The organism is Arenibacter troitsensis, from assembly GCF_900177645.1.
GTDB classification, from domain to species: Bacteria; Bacteroidota; Bacteroidia; order Flavobacteriales; family Flavobacteriaceae; genus Arenibacter; species Arenibacter troitsensis.
On record NZ_FXAO01000001.1, the window covers coordinates 584712 to 603086 of the forward strand.

Annotated in this window: 22 protein-coding genes and 1 tRNA gene; 9 read left to right on the forward strand and 14 right to left on the reverse strand. The window is 39.8% G+C overall.

Going from position 1 to position 18375, the window contains the following annotated elements; translation table 11 throughout:
• Positions 1 to 53 precede the first annotated feature (53 nt).
• Positions 54 to 127, reverse strand: a tRNA-Arg gene (locus B9Y87_RS22065).
• A gap of 85 nt (positions 128 to 212) precedes the next feature.
• On the opposite strand from B9Y87_RS22065, the gene B9Y87_RS02275 reads away from it, so the two are divergent.
• Positions 213 to 725 (forward strand): adenine phosphoribosyltransferase, encoded by a 513-nt coding sequence (locus B9Y87_RS02275; protein ID WP_085495766.1) that lies wholly within the window; start codon positions 213 to 215, stop codon positions 723 to 725.
• Here B9Y87_RS02275 and B9Y87_RS02280 read toward each other — a convergent pair.
• Complete coding sequence (locus B9Y87_RS02280) at positions 722 to 874, reverse strand: SsrA-binding protein (protein WP_072862188.1); 153 nt, start codon at positions 872 to 874, stop codon at positions 722 to 724. The two genes, B9Y87_RS02275 and B9Y87_RS02280, sit on opposite strands and share 4 nt — an antisense overlap.
• Positions 875 to 1103: 229 nt before the next feature.
• Between B9Y87_RS02280 and B9Y87_RS02285 the strand changes: the two genes are divergently transcribed.
• The gene (locus B9Y87_RS02285) at positions 1104 to 1523 is read left to right on the forward strand and encodes a nucleoside-diphosphate kinase (RefSeq protein ID WP_031442810.1); all 420 of its coding nucleotides are present in this window, start codon (positions 1104 to 1106) and stop codon (positions 1521 to 1523) included.
• Between the two features lie 72 nt (positions 1524 to 1595).
• On the opposite strand, the gene B9Y87_RS02290 is transcribed toward B9Y87_RS02285, so the two are convergent.
• Genes B9Y87_RS02290 through recF form a run of 3 tightly spaced genes read right to left on the reverse strand, consistent with a single transcriptional unit; the run spans position 1596 to position 3392 of the window.
• Positions 1596 to 1892, reverse strand: a complete 297-nt coding sequence (locus B9Y87_RS02290; protein ID WP_085495768.1) for a DciA family protein — start codon at positions 1890 to 1892, stop codon at positions 1596 to 1598.
• Between the two features lie 2 nt (positions 1893 to 1894).
• Positions 1895 to 2311, reverse strand: coding sequence for a hypothetical protein (locus B9Y87_RS02295; RefSeq protein WP_085495770.1), 417 nt, complete (start codon positions 2309 to 2311; stop codon positions 1895 to 1897).
• Position 2312: 1 nt separating this feature from the next.
• Positions 2313 to 3392 carry a DNA replication/repair protein RecF gene (gene recF, locus B9Y87_RS02300; RefSeq protein ID WP_085495772.1) on the reverse strand — a complete coding sequence of 360 codons (1080 nt, stop codon included), beginning with the start codon at positions 3390 to 3392 and terminating at the stop codon, positions 2313 to 2315.
• 125 nt (positions 3393 to 3517) lie between these two features.
• On the opposite strand from recF, the gene B9Y87_RS02305 reads away from it, so the two are divergent.
• From B9Y87_RS02305 to B9Y87_RS02335, 7 genes are all read left to right on the forward strand, one after another.
• Positions 3518 to 4282: a tetratricopeptide repeat protein gene (locus B9Y87_RS02305; protein WP_085495774.1), complete on the forward strand. Its 765-nt coding sequence runs from the start codon at positions 3518 to 3520 to the stop codon at positions 4280 to 4282.
• 1 nt (position 4283) lies between these two features.
• Positions 4284 to 4763 carry a 6,7-dimethyl-8-ribityllumazine synthase gene (gene ribH / locus B9Y87_RS02310; protein WP_085495776.1) on the forward strand — a complete coding sequence of 160 codons (480 nt, stop codon included), beginning with the start codon at positions 4284 to 4286 and terminating at the stop codon, positions 4761 to 4763.
• A gap of 136 nt (positions 4764 to 4899) precedes the next feature.
• Positions 4900 to 5190: a riboflavin synthase subunit beta gene (locus B9Y87_RS02315; protein ID WP_072862199.1), complete on the forward strand. Its 291-nt coding sequence runs from the start codon at positions 4900 to 4902 to the stop codon at positions 5188 to 5190.
• Entirely contained in the window at positions 5190 to 7043 is a 1854-nt protein-coding gene (gene mutL, locus B9Y87_RS02320) for a DNA mismatch repair endonuclease MutL (RefSeq protein WP_085495778.1), read from the forward strand. The genes B9Y87_RS02315 and mutL overlap by 1 nt, the downstream gene beginning before the upstream one ends.
• Positions 7044 to 7790, forward strand: coding sequence for a rhomboid family intramembrane serine protease (locus tag B9Y87_RS02325; RefSeq protein ID WP_085495783.1), 747 nt, complete (start codon positions 7044 to 7046; stop codon positions 7788 to 7790).
• On the forward strand, positions 7790 to 8662 hold the full coding sequence (locus B9Y87_RS02330; RefSeq protein WP_085495785.1) for a rhomboid family intramembrane serine protease: 873 nt from the start codon (positions 7790 to 7792) through the stop codon (positions 8660 to 8662). The genes B9Y87_RS02325 and B9Y87_RS02330 overlap by 1 nt, the downstream gene beginning before the upstream one ends.
• Before the next feature lie 3 nt (positions 8663 to 8665).
• The gene (locus tag B9Y87_RS02335) at positions 8666 to 9700 is read left to right on the forward strand and encodes an endonuclease/exonuclease/phosphatase family protein (RefSeq protein ID WP_085495788.1); all 1035 of its coding nucleotides are present in this window, start codon (positions 8666 to 8668) and stop codon (positions 9698 to 9700) included.
• A 97-nt stretch (positions 9701 to 9797) separates the two neighbouring features.
• Here the strand turns inward: B9Y87_RS02335 and B9Y87_RS02340 are convergent, their stop codons facing one another.
• The 9 genes from B9Y87_RS02340 to B9Y87_RS02380 all read right to left on the reverse strand — a co-directional run bounded on the left by B9Y87_RS02340 (position 9798) and on the right by B9Y87_RS02380 (position 18072).
• Positions 9798 to 10547, reverse strand: a complete 750-nt coding sequence (locus B9Y87_RS02340; RefSeq protein WP_085495790.1) for a 3-keto-disaccharide hydrolase — start codon at positions 10545 to 10547, stop codon at positions 9798 to 9800.
• A 91-nt stretch (positions 10548 to 10638) separates the two neighbouring features.
• Positions 10639 to 11976, reverse strand: a complete 1338-nt coding sequence (locus tag B9Y87_RS02345) for a Gfo/Idh/MocA family protein (RefSeq protein WP_245808622.1) — start codon at positions 11974 to 11976, stop codon at positions 10639 to 10641.
• A 198-nt stretch (positions 11977 to 12174) separates the two neighbouring features.
• Entirely contained in the window at positions 12175 to 12483 is a 309-nt protein-coding gene (locus B9Y87_RS02350) for a DUF6122 family protein (protein WP_085495792.1), read from the reverse strand.
• Positions 12476 to 13108 carry a WbqC family protein gene (locus B9Y87_RS02355; RefSeq protein ID WP_085495793.1) on the reverse strand — a complete coding sequence of 211 codons (633 nt, stop codon included), beginning with the start codon at positions 13106 to 13108 and terminating at the stop codon, positions 12476 to 12478. The genes B9Y87_RS02350 and B9Y87_RS02355 overlap by 8 nt, the downstream gene beginning before the upstream one ends.
• Positions 13109 to 13212: 104 nt before the next feature.
• Positions 13213 to 14943: a signal peptidase I gene (gene lepB, locus B9Y87_RS02360; protein WP_085495795.1), complete on the reverse strand. Its 1731-nt coding sequence runs from the start codon at positions 14941 to 14943 to the stop codon at positions 13213 to 13215.
• Between the two features lie 84 nt (positions 14944 to 15027).
• Positions 15028 to 15729: a 4-hydroxy-tetrahydrodipicolinate reductase gene (dapB, locus tag B9Y87_RS02365; RefSeq protein WP_085495797.1), complete on the reverse strand. Its 702-nt coding sequence runs from the start codon at positions 15727 to 15729 to the stop codon at positions 15028 to 15030.
• 3 nt (positions 15730 to 15732) lie between these two features.
• Positions 15733 to 16380 carry a DUF5683 domain-containing protein gene (locus B9Y87_RS02370; RefSeq protein WP_245808623.1) on the reverse strand — a complete coding sequence of 216 codons (648 nt, stop codon included), beginning with the start codon at positions 16378 to 16380 and terminating at the stop codon, positions 15733 to 15735.
• Positions 16373 to 17299, reverse strand: coding sequence for a ParB/RepB/Spo0J family partition protein (locus B9Y87_RS02375; RefSeq protein WP_085495798.1), 927 nt, complete (start codon positions 17297 to 17299; stop codon positions 16373 to 16375). The genes B9Y87_RS02370 and B9Y87_RS02375 overlap by 8 nt, the downstream gene beginning before the upstream one ends.
• Positions 17299 to 18072 (reverse strand): ParA family protein, encoded by a 774-nt coding sequence (locus tag B9Y87_RS02380; protein WP_072862220.1) that lies wholly within the window; start codon positions 18070 to 18072, stop codon positions 17299 to 17301. The genes B9Y87_RS02375 and B9Y87_RS02380 overlap by 1 nt, the downstream gene beginning before the upstream one ends.
• Between the last annotated feature and the right edge of the window lie 303 nt (positions 18073 to 18375).

Consider the following 18375-nt stretch of genomic DNA (forward strand, 5'->3'; position numbering starts at 1 on the left):
TTTTTCCTTAAAAAAAGAACCACGCCTAAAAAGACGTGGTTTCTTGCTTGTAGTGACCTCGACAGGATTCAAACCTGTAACCTTCTGAGCCGTAATCAGATGCGCTATTCAGTTGCGCCACGAGGCCATTATAAAAATTCATTTTTCCCGTTTAACGGGCTGCAAATATATTTCTTTTTAAATTTACCACAAAATTACAGCAACCAAAATAAATGGATTTAAAGAAATATGTTCGGGATATCCCGGATTTCCCGGAAGAAGGAATCTCCTTTAAAGATATTACTCCCCTGTTACAAGACGCTGACGCCTTGGCGAGCGCGGCCGATGCCCTTTTTGAACTGATCAAAAATAAAAAGGTAGATAAAGTGGTGGGTATGGAGAGTCGGGGATTTTTCTTTGCACCCCTATTGGCAACCCGTCTTAATGCCGGCTTTGTCCCGGTAAGAAAGCGTGGAAAATTACCGCATCAAATAATTAGTGAACCCTATGCCTTGGAATATGGTACGGATGTACTGGAAATTCACGTGGATAGTATATTGAAAGGGGAGAAAGTACTTATTCATGATGATGTCCTGGCTACCGGAGGGACAGCAAAAGCCGTTTGTAAACTAATAGAAAAGTTGGGCGGAGAGGTTGTACAGTGCAACTTTTTATTGGAACTTAAATTTTTAAAGGGCAGGGACAAATTATCCGGCTATAGTGTAGAGGCCCTAATACAATATTAGTCCAAGGCATTGGTGGTTACCAAGTAACGCCAACCTATAATTGCCATCTGCATTTTTGTGGCTTTGGAAAGGTCCAGCTGTTTTTTTGAATAGGAGGGCAATACCAACTTGTTCAATTTTGCCAAAAGTTTAAAGAAAGCTTTTTTCATCCGATACAATTATTTTTTTTGGGTTAACTCCGAAAGTTAAAGGCCTGTGTTTATCGTGTTACAAATATAGGGACTATGTGGTATATAAGGGATATGGTTATGCAGTAGTGGTTAAAAAGCACTTTGAAATGGAGGGCATCATCGATAAAGTGCGTTATGGACCATAAGATATTCCCCAAATATTGTGAGTTTTAGAATAAAACGTATTTTTGCGCAAAATTATAGAGTAATGAGCACAAACAGAACTTTTACCATGATTAAGCCCGATGCCGTTGAGAATGGACATATCGGTGGAATTTTGGATAAAATAACTTCGGCCGGATTCAAAATCGTGGCAATGAAATATACGCAATTGAGCAGAAGGGATGCACAGGCGTTTTATGCAATACATAAGGAGCGTCCTTTTTTTGGGGAATTGGTCGATTTTATGACCAGAGGGCCCATTGTATCTGCTATCCTTGAAAAGGATAATGCGGTAGAAGATTTTCGTGCCTTGATCGGGGCAACAAACCCTGCTGATGCAGCAGAAGGGACTATAAGAAAATTGTTCGCTACATCAATAGCAGAGAATGCAGTGCATGGTTCTGATAGTGATGAAAATGCTGCCATTGAGGGTGCCTTTCATTTTGCTGGAAGGGAAATCTTTTAAGGACATTATACATGTAGAACAAAAAAACCACGCCCTTGGGCGTGGTTTTTTTTGTTCTATTATAAAGGAAGTTTATCTAAGAACAATTTTTGTGATTAGATCCTTGCCCAATTCCTCGTTCAATAATTTTATGATCTTTGATTTGCCCAGGCTTAGTTCCTCTCTTAGTACGGAGGAAGAAAGCGATACGAAAAGGGTGTCGTTCCGCAATTCTATGGCGGTGGTATAGTTGTTAACGCCATTACCCATGAGATTTTTCCAGGCTTCCCGTGCATTAACGCGGTCCATTCCTTTTTGTAATTTATTTTCAGAAATAAATTCCTGTAAGGCTTCCCCAAGCCGAAGGTTGTCGTTTTTTCTCTTAGCCATTTTTACTCAATATTAATGGGTTGAAATCTTTTGTAGTGGTATTTTATGTTTTCCTCACTTAGAACTGTAAAATTATTCTCCGATAGATTCACAATTTTTTCATGCCATTCACTTAGTTCTGTTTTATAGTTTAAGGTGAAAACCCCATTGTTTTCATAAATGGTAAACAATTCTGCATCATTGGAAGTAATGTAGGTGCCACTAAAATTTGGCTGTACCTTTTTTCGATATCCCTTTAGGTCGTTTATTTCAATATAATCTATGCTGGTATTCACCACATATTCCTTCTCGGAACCGTCTGGAAAAGTAACTTTTTCTATCTCCCAGTAGCCGTTCAAATAGGGTAAATCCAATTTTTCCACCTTATTTTTACAGGCAGCCAGGCCAATTAAGGCAACTAAAATATAAACATATCGCATACTACAACTTAAATATTTTATAGGATTGATGTATTTTTTTTACAACTTCCTCGGTTCTGTCGGCATGGGTATCACTCAGGAATATTTGACCAAAATTTTCTTCATCTACCAAATTAATGATTTGGGCCACCCGGTTTTCGTCCAATTTGTCAAAAATATCATCCAAAAGTAACAAGGGGGTAGTACCCGCCTGTTTTTTTATAAAATAGAATTGTGCCAGTTTTAGGGCGATCAAGAATGATTTCTGCTGCCCCTGACTCCCAAATTTTTTTATAGGGTGACCATCTATCTCAAAGTTCAGGTCGTCTTTATGCGTGCCCACACTGGTGTATTGGAGGGCCTTATCTTTTTCTAGATTCCGCTCCAATAAAGTTAAGAGTTCGTCATCCAATAATTTACTGTCATATGTTAAATTTACGGGTTCTTTTCCACCAGAAATGGCGAGATACTGTTCCTTGAAAATAGGGATGAACTCTTCCAGGAATTCGGACCTTTTATGGAATATGATACTTCCGTATTCCTGTAGTTGCTCATTATAGATAGCCAGTGTGGTTTTGTCAAAAGTCTGGTTAACCGCAAAATACTTTAGAAGGGAATTTCTCTGACTAAGGGTTTTGTTGTATTTGATGAGACTGTGTAAGTATTCCTTGTCGGATTGGCTAATTACACCATCCATAAACTTGCGTCTGGTTTCACTACCTTCAATGATAAGATCGCGGTCTGCCGGAGAAATAATGACCAAGGGTAAAAAACCAATATGGTCGGAGAATTTGTCATAAGCCTTTCCGTTGCGTTTGATGATTTTTTTCATCCCCTTTTTAAGGCTGCAGAGAATCCTTTCTTCCCTGTCATTTTTTTGAAATTCCCCATCTATCACAAAAAAATCCTCTTCGTGTTTTATGTTTTGGGTGGCCACGGGATTAAAGTAGCTTTTTCCAAAGGAAAGATGGTAAATGGCATCCAAAACATTGGTTTTGCCTACCCCATTGTCGCCCACAAAACAATTTATTTTAGCATCGAAATCGAAATTTTCGGATGCAAAGTTTTTATAATTAATAAGTGATAATTTCTTTAGAAACATTCTGGCTTGAAAAATATTTATTTTTTAATCCTCCCGGAAACTATAAATTATCCAAAAATAACGAATAAATACCCGTTCGGTTTTGGATAAAAACTTTATTTTTGCGCGATTAATAAAATTCAAAAATGGCAACATACAAGAAAAGAGGTTTTAAACCTAAAAATAAAGAGGAGGAGATTTTGTTGGATGAGCAGGAAAGTACAACTGCAGAAGTATTTAGTTCGCTGGATGAAGGTGCTTCCAGATCGGAGGAATGGGTTTCCAGAAATCAAAATTATATTCTTGGTGTCATTGGGGTGATTGCCGTGGCCGTTTTGGGCTATTTGGCATATTTTCAGTTTGTGGAGAAGCCAAAGGAGGCAAGTGCTGCCAATGAAATGTTATATCCCCAGCAATATTTTGACCAGGCTTTATCGGCTACGGCCGAAAAGGATTCCCTCTTTACCCTGGCCTTGAACGGGGCAGAAGGTAAGTATGGGTTTTTGGATATCATAGAAGAGTACAACGGTACTCCTGCCGCCAATTTAGCCAAATATTCTGCAGGCATGGCGTTTTTAAACATGCAAAAGTACGATGAGGCCATTAAGTATTTGGAAGGTTTTTCTTCAGATGATATGGTCTTGGGTGCATTGGCCAAAGGGGGATTGGGAGATGCTTTCTTGCAATTGAACCAACCAGGTGATGCATTGGGGTACTACGAACAGGCCTTTGCCCATAGTGCCAACGATTTTACTACGCCAAAATTCTTATACAAAGCGGGTGTTACTGCATTGGAATTAAAAGAAAATAGCAAGGCTCTTAAATACTTCCAAAGGATAAAGGATGAATATCCAAGCTCTGAAGAGGCTAGGACAATAGATGCTTTTATAGGTAAGGCAAAAAACAACTAGTATGGCTACGGCTAATAAAAATTTATCGGCTTACGATAAAACAACAATCCCAAATGCGAAGGATCTTCGGTTTGGGATTGTTGTTTCAGAATGGAACGAGGCAATTACGGAAGGACTTTATGAAGGTGCAATGGAGGCACTTTTGGATTGTGGCGCCAAGACGGAAAATATTATTCGATGGAACGTTCCGGGAAGTTTTGAGCTGCCCTTTGGTGCCAAGAAATTGATCGAAACCAAGCCGGTCGACGCGGTAATTGCTATTGGAAGCGTAATTCAGGGGGAGACCAAGCATTTCGATTTTGTTTGTAGTGCTACTGCCCAAGGGATAATGGACTTAAATGTAAGGACCCAAGTACCTGTTATTTTTTGTGTGCTAACGGACAACAATATGCAGCAGGCTATAGATAGAAGTGGGGGTAAACATGGCAATAAAGGCGCCGAGGCAGCTATAGCGGCCATAAAGATGGCAAGCCTAGGCTAGCGCTCTTGTAATTTTCTTTATTGAGCTTGTTGTTTATGACGGAAAATAGGCGTCTTTCCTATAATTGTTAACATTTTTTAGCAAGGGATTTAAGGCATGTTTTTTGTTTTTGAGTAACTTTGAAACTATAAGCATTATGGGAAAGTTTTCGAAATTACGTAAAAATAAAAAGTTCAATTATACACCTCGCTACTACGATGATAAAGGTGAGGGAAGTCCGTACAAAATAGAGCATAAACTGGACAAATTCAGACCTACTATGGATGGTCGTAGTGGGCTTAAAGGCAAGTTCGGTAGGGCTATGGACGATTTAAAACGATCCGGAAGCCGAAATCAAAAAATTAGAACCCTTATAATAATTGCCATCCTGATTCTTATTTTTCTTTATATCATAGATTTCGATCTATCTATCTTTACAACTCGATAATGGCAGATATTATTAAGCTTTTGCCAGACCATGTTGCCAATCAAATTGCCGCAGGGGAAGTAGTTCAACGTCCTGCCTCGGTAGTGAAGGAGCTTATGGAAAATGCTATCGATGCTGGGGCTTCTACCATAAAATTGGTGGTAAAGGACGGTGGAAAGACACTTATTCAGGTAATTGATGATGGCGTAGGGATGAGCGTTACCGATGCCCGACTTAGTTTTGAGCGACACGCAACATCCAAGATACAGAAGGCGGAGGATCTATTTCAGTTGAATACCAAAGGTTTTAGGGGAGAGGCCTTGGCCTCCATTGCTGCTATTGCCCATGTGGAAATGCAAACAAGGACAGCGGAGGATGAGGTGGCCACGCATATAAAGATTGAGGGCAGTAAGATTATTTCACAAGAAGTGACCGTGGCCCCAAAGGGGACATCCATGATGGTGAAGAATTTGTTTTTTAATATTCCTGCCAGACGAAATTTCCTAAAATCCAACAATGTGGAACTTCGTCATATTATGGATGAATTTCACAGAGTGGCCTTGGCCCATTCATCGATCAATTTCCATTTTTACAATAACGGTAGTGAATTGTTCAACCTGCCTACTTCCAACAATAGACAGCGTATAGTGAATATATTTGGTGCCAAGACCAATGAAAAGTTGGTGCCGGTAAACGAGGATACCCAGGTCGTACAGATTAGCGGTTATATAAGTAAGCCGGAATATGCCAAGAAGAGTAGGGGAGAGCAATTCTTTTTTGTAAACAACAGGTTTATAAAAAGCCCATACTTGCATCACGCTATTTTGGGAGCTTTTGATGGACTTATTAAAAAAGAGAACCATCCAGGTTATTTTTTGTATTTAACCGTGGACCCTGGTTCTATCGATATCAATATCCATCCCACTAAAACGGAAATTAAATTTGATGACGAGCATACCCTGTATGCCATCTTAAGGTCTACCGTGAAACACAGTTTGGGACAATTCAATGTAATCCCGTCCTTGGATTTTGAGCAGGACCAAAATCTGGAAACTCCATATAGCTACAAGGATAAATCGGCAGAATTGCCAAGAATTAACGTAGATTCCAGTTTTAATCCTTTTAAGGAAAGTTCGGGAAGCGGAACCGCACAGAGGCCCACCTTTCATAAACAGCATACAAAAAGTTGGGACAGCCTCTATGTAGGTATGGAATCCAATTTAGGGAAGAATTCAGGATTTAGCAGTGTAAGCTTTGAATCAGATACTATTACAGGTTCTATTTTTGAGAATAAAAAAGAGCTTATAGACACCGGTACCACCACTTTTCAATTAAGGAGAAAATACGTGGTGACCACGATAAAATCCGGTATGGTGGTCATAGATCAAAGTAGGGCCCATCAACGGGTACTCTATGAGAAGTTTTTGAAGAACATCACCATCAAGGAGGCAGTTAGCCAACAATTGTTATTTCCCTTATCTTTGACATTTTCCAAATCCGATTGTGCTATTATCGAGGAAATCCAGGATAGCTTAACCACGGTAGGTTTTGTTTTTGATAATATCGGTGAAGAAGAGGTGACGGTTACAGGGGTGCCCTTGTCCGTCCCCGAAAGTGAGGTAGGTATTATACTAGATCAATTGATATCGGATTATCAGCAGGATTTTGTGGTCGATGGCTTTTCGCAGACAGATATACTGGCAAAAACCTTGGCCAAATCCTTGTCGGTTAAAACAGGGGAGATATTGGACAGTGATTCCCAATTGGCCTTGGTAAACGATCTGTTTGCCTGTAAGGAATCTGGGGTAAGTCCTTTTAATAAGCCAATATACGTCACCATTACAGAGGACGATATTGATAAAAAATTTATATAAATGGGTAGAATTACGGACGCAGTAAAACATTTGATAATAATAAATGTGTTGTTTTTTGTGGCAACCCAGTTATATGGGGATCAAATGTACCAATGGTTTTCACTTTGGTTTCCGAAGAATGAAAATTTTGGATTTTGGCAGGTTATATCCCATATGTTTATGCATGGTGGGTTTATGCATATTTTGTTCAATATGTATGCGCTATGGGCCTTTGGTTCCCCGCTGGAACGCATGTGGGGAAGAAATAAATTTTTCTTCTTTTATTTCTCGGCCGGAATTGGGGCCGCGTTGATCCATACAGGCGTAAATTACTATTACTTTAATCAGGGAATGGATGCACTGATTAACGCCGGTATTCCAAAAGAACAGATAATAGAAATTATTACAGGGGGTAAATACAGCCCCAGCTGGTACGATGTGGCCTCCAAGAGTACCATAGATAATTTTTTGGGAGCCTTTAATACTCCCGCGGTAGGAGCCTCTGGTGCCATATATGGTGTTTTGGTTGCCTTTGGTATGTCTTACCCCAACAGTGAGCTTTTCCTAATGTTTATTCCAGTGCCCGTAAAGGCCAAGTACTTTATCCCGGTACTCATCGGACTTGATCTGTTCTCAGGGGTAACGGGCTATTCAATTTTTGGCAATGGAATAGCGCATTTTGCCCATGTGGGCGGGGCGCTGTTCGGGTTTATTATGATGTGGTATTGGAAAAAAAATCAGTTCAACAACAATCGCTGGGACAGATAATGCGCAATCAGAACATTAGATATTATTTCAATAGGTTAAATATTGCAGAAAGGCTTATAGTCATTAATGTAGCGATATTTATTCTAAGTGGCCTGCTAAAGATATTGTTTGGTATATCTGGAGGCAGTATTATTGGATGGTTTGAACTACCCAAGGACTTTTTTCATTTTCTTACCCAGCCGTGGTCTATTGTTACCTACTCCTTTTTCCATTCCGGCTTTGGCCATATTTTTTGGAATATGATTATGCTGTATTTTGCAGGAAGGATTGTTTTGAACCTTTTTGATAATCGCAGGTTTCTCAATGTGTATTTTTTAGGGGTAATTCTTGGTGGGATGTTATTCCTATTGAGCTATAATATATTTCCTGCCCTATTAGGTATAAATACATCCTTGATCGGTGCCTCGGCGGGGGTTACGGCAGTATTGATATTTGTTTGTTCCTATTTGCCCAATCAGGAGGTGCGGGTTATATTTTTTAATGTAAAACTTTGGCATATTGGGGTCTTTGTAGTGCTATTGGACCTTATACAAATATCAATGGGAGGCAATGTAGGGGGGCGTTTGGCCCATTTGGGGGGTGCTGCATTGGGATATTTTTATGCAAGACAGCTTATTAATGGCAACGATATTGGTAGCGGTTTTGCCAAGTTTTTGGACGCCATTGCCAATTTGTTTAAGCGTAGTGAACGAAAAGCACCCTTAAAAACGGTTTATAGGAAAGAGAACCGTGGAACTTCAAGTACTGACAATTACGATAAAGAAAGTCGGCAGCGTAAAATAGACGCTATTTTGGATAAGATTAGCAAGTCTGGCTATGAAAGCCTTTCCAAGGCTGAAAAGGATTTTTTATTTAAGGCGGGAAAAGAATAGAGCGTGAAGAACCTTAATTTTATTGATAAATTTCTGTTTTTCATAAATGCGATCTTTGCACTTCTATTGTTTATTTCTTGTTTTGTGCCACAAATTTCAGTGACACATTTTGCTTATTTCTCCATTCTTAGCCTTACGGTACCCGTTCTGGTACTTTTTAATTTACTTTTTTTGACCTACTGGCTTTCTAAAAGAAAGAGGCAATTATTGTTATCCGCCTTTGTATTGGTTCTTGGTTATTTCAGTTTGGGGAATTTTTTCAGGTTTCAATTGGCCGAAAAGGAGATCAAGGAAAAGGATCTGAGTATTATGAGCTACAATGTTAGGGGGTTCAATAAGTACGATTTGCTTAATGATCCTTCGGCCGAAGGGCGTATCATGGATTTTATTTCCTCCGAAGACCCTGATATATTGTGTATCCAGGAGTTTAGCCGAATCAAGGATAGACAGCTTAAGAAGATGTATCCCTTTAAATATATTACAGGTTATAAATCAAGTGAAAGGAGATCCATTCAGGCTATCTATTCAAAATTTGTCATTATTAACAGTGGATCCTTGGATTTTCCCGATAGTGGAAATAATGCCATATTTGCCGATATTGTTGTTAAACAGGATACCTTAAGGCTGTATAACCTTCATCTGGAGTCGCATAGAGTCTCTCCCAGCGTAAGGCGATTATCAAATGAGCCCAAGGGCAGGTTGCTGAAAAGGTTGAGCAAATCCTTTGCTAAGCAAGGTGAACAGGCGCAATTGGTAGAGAAGCATATGGAAGACACGTCCTATAGGAAAATCGTATGTGGAGATTTTAATAATACCCAATTTTCCAATGTATATAAAGTGATCAAAGGGGATATGAAGGATTCCTTTTCGGAGCAGGGAACAGGTTATGGCCGGACCTTTAATTTTAGATATTATCCGGTTAGAATAGATTTTATTTTGGCCGATGAAGCTTTTGTAATTGCGGCCCATAAAAATTTCGATATAAAATTATCGGATCATTTCCCGGTAATGGCATCGATTAAAATGGACTCCAATTAGTTTGTTTTTGTAGTAAAGGGATTCCCAACATTTTAACCCTAAGTTTCCTTCTTGGTATAGAAGCTTGCCATTGATCCGGACGTCAATCTATCAACCATTAAAATACTTTCTTGGCAGTTTGTGCCTCCGAGGTAACCCCCGGAGGTAATTCTATTATTTTAAAATTCTTAAACTGGATTTCTGCACCTTCAGATTCTAGGCATAAGTAGCCTTTTTTGATGGATGACTTGCTTATACCATTGACAAATTTTCCATTTACAGAGAGTTTTATGGTTCCATCCACACATACCACTTGGTAACTGTTCCATTCTCCCTTGCCAAGTGCCCTATTTTCAATGGATTTACTTCTAGTGCCCCTAGGGTTGTCCGGTAAGGTGTTAACCCCGCCCACCCCAAAAAGTTCGCCGTGTACGTATGCTATTGGGGGCTTTATGCCATCACGAATATTTTGGTTTACCCAATCCAGTTCCAGCATTTGTACTTCCACTCCTCCAGGTAAGCGATCTTTTTCGCCCGGTATGGCATCGCTCCATACAAATACCCCAGAATTACCACCAGCTTCCATATGGCGCCATTCCACTAACATAATAAAGTTCTCATACTGTTTTTCGGAGCGCATAACGCCTATGGGAAGACCAGAGCAAATTAAGATGTCCTTTTCTTTTCGCCATGTTTCCGGATCTGTATTTACATTGATCCATTTAATGGGTTTCTCCTTGCCCTTATCGTTGTTGGCCAATTGTTCCAAGGTAATTTCGGTACCAAAGCTTAATGGTTTGCTCTGGGCCAAGGTATTGAGACATGTTCCCAAGGAACATAACAGAATAAGGTTTGTAAATATCTTCATTTGTACGCGTGTATGGGTTATGACTGGATGTATGTCATGACTTAAGTTGCTAATTTGATTGGTTGTAGCGCCTTGACTAGGTCTGTATGAATTATATAAATTTGGTCTTACCGGGAACTGCCACAGGTTGTGTGGGCCATTTTAAATCCCAATGATATTCATCCACTTTGGGGCCTAGGCTTTCTTGGGAATTAAAGGCCTGTTCCCAACTAATGGTTTGGCCGGTATAGCCAACCATGCGCGCCCATATGGCCAACATGGTACTGGTGGCCATCCATTCGCCATTGTTGATCGGGTTTCCATTTCTTATAGAAGCAAAAAGTTCATCATGCTCTGTCTGGAACATATTGTTTCTCTCACCATCATAGGTCCATTTGTTCTTTCCCGTTATTTCATATCTACGACCAATATGTACTATGGCACTTCCCTCACTACCAAAAACTTCAACACTATTTTTATGCGAAGTATCGCTTTGTTGCCTAGTAAAATGATACCCTTTAGCACCGTTTTCGTATTCAAACTCCACTGCAAAGTGATCGAATATATTGCCGTATTTTTTGTCTACCCTAACCTGTCGGCCACCCGTGCCAGTGGCACTTATGGGCATTTTGTCTCCCATTACCCAGGACATCATATCCAAACTGTGAACGGCCTGTTCCACAACAAAATCGCCAGACAACCAATTGTAATAATACCAGTTGCGCATATTGTAGGTCATATCGGTCCAATCTGGTTGGCGTTCCTTGTACCAAGCTTCCCCTCCATGACGGAAAGTGGTAACAGTTCTGATATCTCCAACGGCTCCATCCAAAACACGACCATATATGGCCCTATTGGGATAGTCATACCTAAAACAGAATCCTGATACCAAGGAGAGGTTTTTTTCTTTGGCTATTTTTGCTGCAGCCAGGACTTTGTGCACTCCGGGAGCATCCACTGCCACCGGTTTTTCACAGAAAACATGCTTTCCGGCATTTACTGCAGCGGTAAGATGGTCTGGTCTAAATGCAGGAGGTGTCGTTAATAAGACTACATCCACACCAGATTCAATTACCTTTAGATAGGCATCGAAACCAATGAACTTGTTTTTGTTTTCTACCTTTATTTTGTCGCCGGCAATCTTAGAAAGCGCTGAATATGCTTCTTCCAGTCGATCTTCAAAAACATCGCCCATGGCATATAGGATTACATTGGGATCGGCTTCTAGGGCTTGGGCGGCAGCCCCTGTGCCCCGTCCTCCACAACCTATAAGGCCTACCTTTAGGGGGGAGTCCTTATAGGTTGTTGCACCAAAGGAAATAGCAGGATAGGTTAGCGATCCCCCAATAATAGCTATCCCCGACTTTTTTATGAAATCCCTTCTTCCTGGGGTAGGTGACTGCGCAGAGGTGTGATCCTTCATTTTATAATTGTCAATTAGGTTTTCCATTAATAAAAATAATATACAAAATAGCAATAATTTCTTTAAGTCTTTAAAGCAGGTTTTCCCTGGATCTCGGCATGACCAATTGTATGTTGTTGGTAAGCTAATATAAGCAAGGTGCTAAAGTTAAAAAGCCATAAATGGTAATATTGTCCTATTACCGTAAATTACCGGGAACGGGAGGGTAAATGGCCCGAAACTACCTTACATTAAATAGCAGTCTACCGTGTCTGCCAATATGTGTATTAGAAAGGCGATTCCAAAAATTCTGGTTTTTGAAAAAAACAGCAATATGAAATAACCGCTTATGGCCCAATATTGATGTAAGGGATGAAAGTTTATGCTACAGCGATCAGGGTCAAAAATAGGATCTGCCCAGAGGTGATCCAAATCCAAAACAATACCGGCCAAAAGGATCAAGATTATTTTTAGTCGGTGTTCTTTAAAAAAAAACAGACCAATAATAATTGGAAGTATAAAATGAATGCCATAGTGCATGCAAAACCTAAGCATTGGTTAGGTTTAGGTTTAAGTTTTTTAGATAGTTCAAGGCATTGGTGCCTTCATTGAACAAAAGGTCCAAAATACTTAGATTGGGAATAAAATCGTTTCTGTCCTCGAATACCTGTACATACTCCGGCTGTTGAAATTGAAAATTTGCTTTGGAATTTATTAGTATCCTTCCATCAATTTTGTCGGTAACATCAACCTCAAAGACTTCCGTCCTTTCCTGGGGCATTTTAATTTGCAGACATTCGCATACGGTCTCGATCGTTTTCAAATTAAAATCCATTAATGAGTGGAATGTATTGTGGTACAAAGGGGCAATATCATCTTCATAAAATTCAAAGAAGGGAGAGGTTCTATAAGCAGTTTCCAAGGTTCGCCAATGTTGTCTTTGCCAAGGATAGTCATTGTCAATTTTTACCTCTGCATAACGTTGTTTACCCTTTTTGTTCCCAACATGTTTTATGGGAATATTGAGCATATGCTTTCCTAGATCCGTGCAGATATAGCACCGATTGCGATAGGTCTGTTTTTGAAAATTGTCCATTACTTCCCAACAAACATCATTTTGGACAATAGCGCCAAAATTGGCGATATTGGGAAAATAACCTGGATGCAGCAGAAGAGTCATGGTTCCTATGATTGATCAATGTAAAAATTGCTTAATGTATCAATGCGGTATATGAAAAGTTCTTATGGAACAATGGGCACATTTAATTATTGATGAATTGCTTTTTAAGCATCTACTTTCTTCTTTTTCCGAAAGAAATCAAATATGAACCAGGCCGCCAATAAGATCAAGAAATACTTAAAGTAGGAGGTGGGCTCGCCATCTCCGTTTACAGTGGTAAATACCCTGTCCCATCTTACCTTCCAATTACCTATGCCTTCGTTGATACCATCAATACTCATCCAGATAAAAATGGGCGTCCCCACAATATGGTCTTCGGGAACATAACCCCAGAATCTACTGTCTTCGGATCTATGTCTGTTATCGCCCATCATCCAATAGTAATTCTGTTCAAAAGTGTAGGTATCGGAAACTTCGCCATTAATGAGGATTTGATTTCCGTTTACCTTAATGTCATTTCCTTCATATTCCTTAATGATCTTTTCGTAAATGGGAAGTACATCAACGTTAAGCGGAACCGTTTTTCCTTTTTCTGGAATGTAGATCGTACGCATATTGTCTACGGTACCTGTATATGCTGCATTTTGCGGAAATATGGAAGTATCGGCATTTTTATAGGAAAATTTGTTGATAGACGTAATTCCATCCTTACCAGTATAATTTTTGGCTTCCTCTTCGGTTAGATTAAAGAGTGCCATATTCTTCATGTCCTCCGACTTTAAATAGTCCTTTACCTTTTGGTTGCCAACATTACCTGCGTAATAGGTGTAGGACGAATCGGATTTTATTTGTTCCAGATTCATGGCCTGTATTACTTCGGTAGCGCGTTCCTGTTGAAGGGAGCTATTGGGAACACGTATTACATTCCCCGAAAGGTTCTCCCTACCCAAGAGTTCTATGGCCGCATTGGAAAATTGTCCGTCTACCGTAACGGTATGAAGAAATTCTGGCTTTGCCCTATAAGGTAAAACGGTTTTTTCACTATTGATATATACATAGCCGTCTTTAATGGTCAACGAATCTCCCGGTACCCCAACACAACGTTTTACATAGTTGGATTTTTTGTCGATGGGTTTGCGCACCCCTTGCTGTTTTTTAAAGAACTGGTAAACGGTATCTGCGGGCCAACTAAATACCACAATATCGTTTCTTTTTACCTTCTTAAACCCGGGAAGCCTTAAGTATGGAAGTTGTAATTTATTCCATATGGAAGTTTTATAAGTGGCAGGGTCCACGTCCGCAATATAGGACCTCGATTTAAATATCGGCAGGGTATCGTGTACCATGGGGGCTGCCACGGTGGTCATTGGAATCCTTGCCCCATAATGAAATTTACTTACGAAAAGGAAATCGCCCACCAATAGGGTTTTTTCCAAGGAACTGGTAGGGATAACAAAGGGTTGAATTAAATAAGTGTGGACCAATGTAGCGGCCACAATGGCAAATACAATGGAACTGACCCATTCTCCGAGCGCTGTTTTGGGATGGATGTCCCTGTTTTCAATGTATTTTACGTCCTCAAAGTAGTTTACGTAGTAAATATATAGTCCTAGGGTCAATAGAGCCAACCAAGTATCCAGTAAACTGTTTTTGCCAAAACTTCTAAGGGTTTCGACCCAGACTACGGGAAACATCAATAAATTAATGATTGGAATAAAAAGCAGGATGACCCACCATTTAGGCCTATTGATTATCTGCATCAAAATTACGGCATTGTAAACAGGGATTGCAGCTTCCCAAGCTTTACGTCCTGCTTTTACATATAATTTCCAGGTGCCTAAAAAATGAATTACCTGAATAATTAAAATAAAAATAATCCACTGTGTGCCGTTCATATTGGTAATTTTTAGTTAAGGATTGATGGTTATAAAGAGCCTATCAAACATTAAGTCATTTTAAGGTTTACTTTGTTACGTTGTTTAACTAAGGTTTAACACATCTTTCATAGTGAAAACGCCTGTTTTTCCAACGATCCACTCCGCAGCGATCACTGCTCCCAGTGCAAAACCTTCCCTGTTATGGGCGGTATGTTTAATTTCAATGCTGTCCACTTCACTTTCATAAGTAACGGTATGGGTGCCTGGAGTATCGCCAATTCGTTTGGCTGTGATGGGGATTTCCATGTTCCCGGCACTATCCAACTTCCATTTCGTGTAATTGGTATTCTCAATTACACCTTCGGCTAAGGTGATGGCAGTTCCACTCGGGGCATCCAATTTTTGGGTATGGTGTATTTCTTCCATGGCAACCCTATATTGATCTTGGGGGGCCATTAATTTTGCCAGATAGGAGTTAAGTTCGAAAAAAAGGTTGACGCCCAAGCTAAAGTTGGAAGCGTATATGAAGGCTCCGTTATTTTTTTCGCACAGCGCTACGGCCTTTTGGTAATCCTGAAGCCAACCGGTAGTACCGGAAATTATGGGAACATTGTGTTCCAAACAGTTCTTAATGTTTCCATAAGCTGCGTTGGGCATACTAAAATCGATGGCAACATCAATTTCGGAAAAATTTATATCGGTAGCGTCCAAATCAATTTTAGCTACAATATCATGGTTTCTTTTTAGGGCGATCTTTTCAATCATCTTACCCATTTTACCATATCCGAATAAGGCAATATTCATAAATTAAAACTTAATGGTTAATGCCATACCATATACTGGTTTGGCGGTAATAGCGTCCATGTCCAAAAATGGTTTAAAATCCATGCTTAGGTCATCATCCACGTTAAACTGCTTTAAATGCGAATCCACATTGGCATCCACAATATTCAGGGCGTACATTCCTATGGTAACTAAAAGCCATAAATCCCGATCTTCCTGATATCTTTCTTGAGCACTTTCCAATGCTGCCTCAGAAAAGTCAGGATCGGCCCCTGGTGCATTGGGTGCGCCAAGATCATAAAATTCGTCATCGGTAAAACCAGCCTGGCGGCGTTTAAATGCTGTTCTAAAACGGTCATATAGGTCGTCATTATAGATGTAGCCATATATACCACCGCCTATAATGGCATAGACTATAGGAACCTTCCAATAGCGTTTGTTGTATATTTGTCCAAGGCCGGGAAATACAGCAGAATAAAAGGCGGCTTTACTGGGAGCCAGGGGGTTGATGGCTTTTTTTTTCACTTTTAGGGTGTCTACCACTTTAACCCCCTCCTTGTTAAGAGTGGTTTTTATGGAATCTGATGCTTGGGTATTCTTTTCTTCCTCCTGCGCTTGTCCCAAAGTGATAACAAGAAAATATATAGCCAGTGATACAAGATATTTATTCACCCGTAATCAATTTTTTTAATCGATTGAATTCTTCCTTGGAGTGAAAGGGGATGGTTATTTTTCCTTTACCTTTTTCTGAGGCTTTAATATCTACTTTAACGGACAAATATTCTGAGAAGGCACCAAGGTTTTTACTGATAAAATCAGGATTTATGGTGGCTTTCTTTGGTTCTTTGCTTGAAGGGGCCTCAACTGTAGTTGCATTAGTGTTGCCTTCCTGATAATCCTTTACTGCTTTTTCTGTATCCCTAACGGATAGATTTTCCCCAACAATTTTTTCGTATAATGCAATCTGGTCCTGTTTTTTTTCCACATTTACCAATGCCCTTCCGTGCCCCATACTTACAAAGCCATCACGTATACCGGTTTGTATTATGGGATCCAATCGCAGCAATCGCAAATAGTTGGTAATGGTAGAGCGCTTTTTGCCTACCCTTTCGCTCATTTTTTCTTGGGTCAATTGAATTTCATCGATTAACCTTTGGTAGGACAGGGCAATTTCAATAGGATCTAAATCTTGACGTTGAATATTTTCAACCAGGGCCATTTCCAGGGATTCCTGGTCGTTTGCAATACGGATATAGGCAGGTATGGTCTCAAGTCCAACTAGTTTGGATGCCCTGTACCTGCGTTCTCCTGAAACTAATTGATATTTGTTAAAATCTAGCTTTCTTACGGTTATTGGCTGTATTACTCCCAATTCCTTGATGGAAGAGGCCAATTCCTGTAATGCTTCATCATTAAAATTGGAACGGGGCTGAAAAGGATTCACATCTATGGAATCCATATCCAATTCCACAATATTGCCTACAACTTTATCGGCATTCTTGTCGGTGGCCGACTGAATATCGTTTTCCGGGTCTTTTAATAGGGCCGATAATCCGCGGCCCAACGCTTGTTTTTTTATCGCTTTCGCCATTATGCTGTCTCCTTGTTTTTCACAACTACTTCATTTGCCAAATTTAAATAATTGGCAGCTCCTTTACTACTGGCATCATATTTAATAATGCTTTCACCATAACTAGGGGCTTCGCTCAACCTCACATTTCTTTGAATAATAGTATCGAACACCATTTCGGAAAAGTGTTTTTTTACCTCTTCCACAACTTGGTTGGAAAGTCTAAGCCTGGAATCGTACATGGTGAGCACCATTCCTTCTATATCCAATTCGGGATTGTGTATTTTTTGGACACTTTTTATGGTGTTCAATAATTTGCCCAATCCTTCCAATGCAAAATATTCGCATTGAATAGGTATCATAACAGAATCTGCCGCAGTAAGGGCATTTAATGTTAAAAGTCCAAGGGAAGGCGCACAATCTATAAGGATATAGTCGTATTTGTCCTTAAGGCCACGAATGGCATTCTTCATCATATATTCCCGATCGTCCTTGTCCACCAATTCGATTTCGATGGCTACAAGATCAATGTGTGCCGGGATAAGATCTACATTTGGGGAGGAGGTCTTAATGATGGTTTCTTCGGCGGTCTTGGTATGTTCCAATAGTTGGTACGTTCCCAATTCTATACTGTCTACATCCAAACCTAGTCCGGAAGTTGCATTAGCTTGGGGGTCAGCATCTATTAGTAATACTTTTTTTTCCAAAACACCCAAAGAGGCGGCTAAATTTACCGAAGTAGTAGTTTTTCCTACACCACCCTTTTGATTAGCAATAGCAATTATTTTGCCCATTATCATAGTAAGTTAGGGGGTAAAAATACGATTATTTAAGTTGTTATAAAATGTATTTTGTTAACACTGGGTGAATAACTATAGTCTTTAGCGTTAAAGTGCGTTAAAGTTATATGGGATTTGTTTTCAGGCTATTAGAGGTTTATTGTTTTTTTGCGGACCACTTATACACAACTTATTAATGGAACCCCAATTTTATTAGCCTCAGTCAGCTTGTGGCAAAATTGAAGCATAAAGTCCCGGAAAGTAGGGGCTGTTGGTTCAATACCATAGCCCTTGGACCTATTTTCAAATTGTGATTCA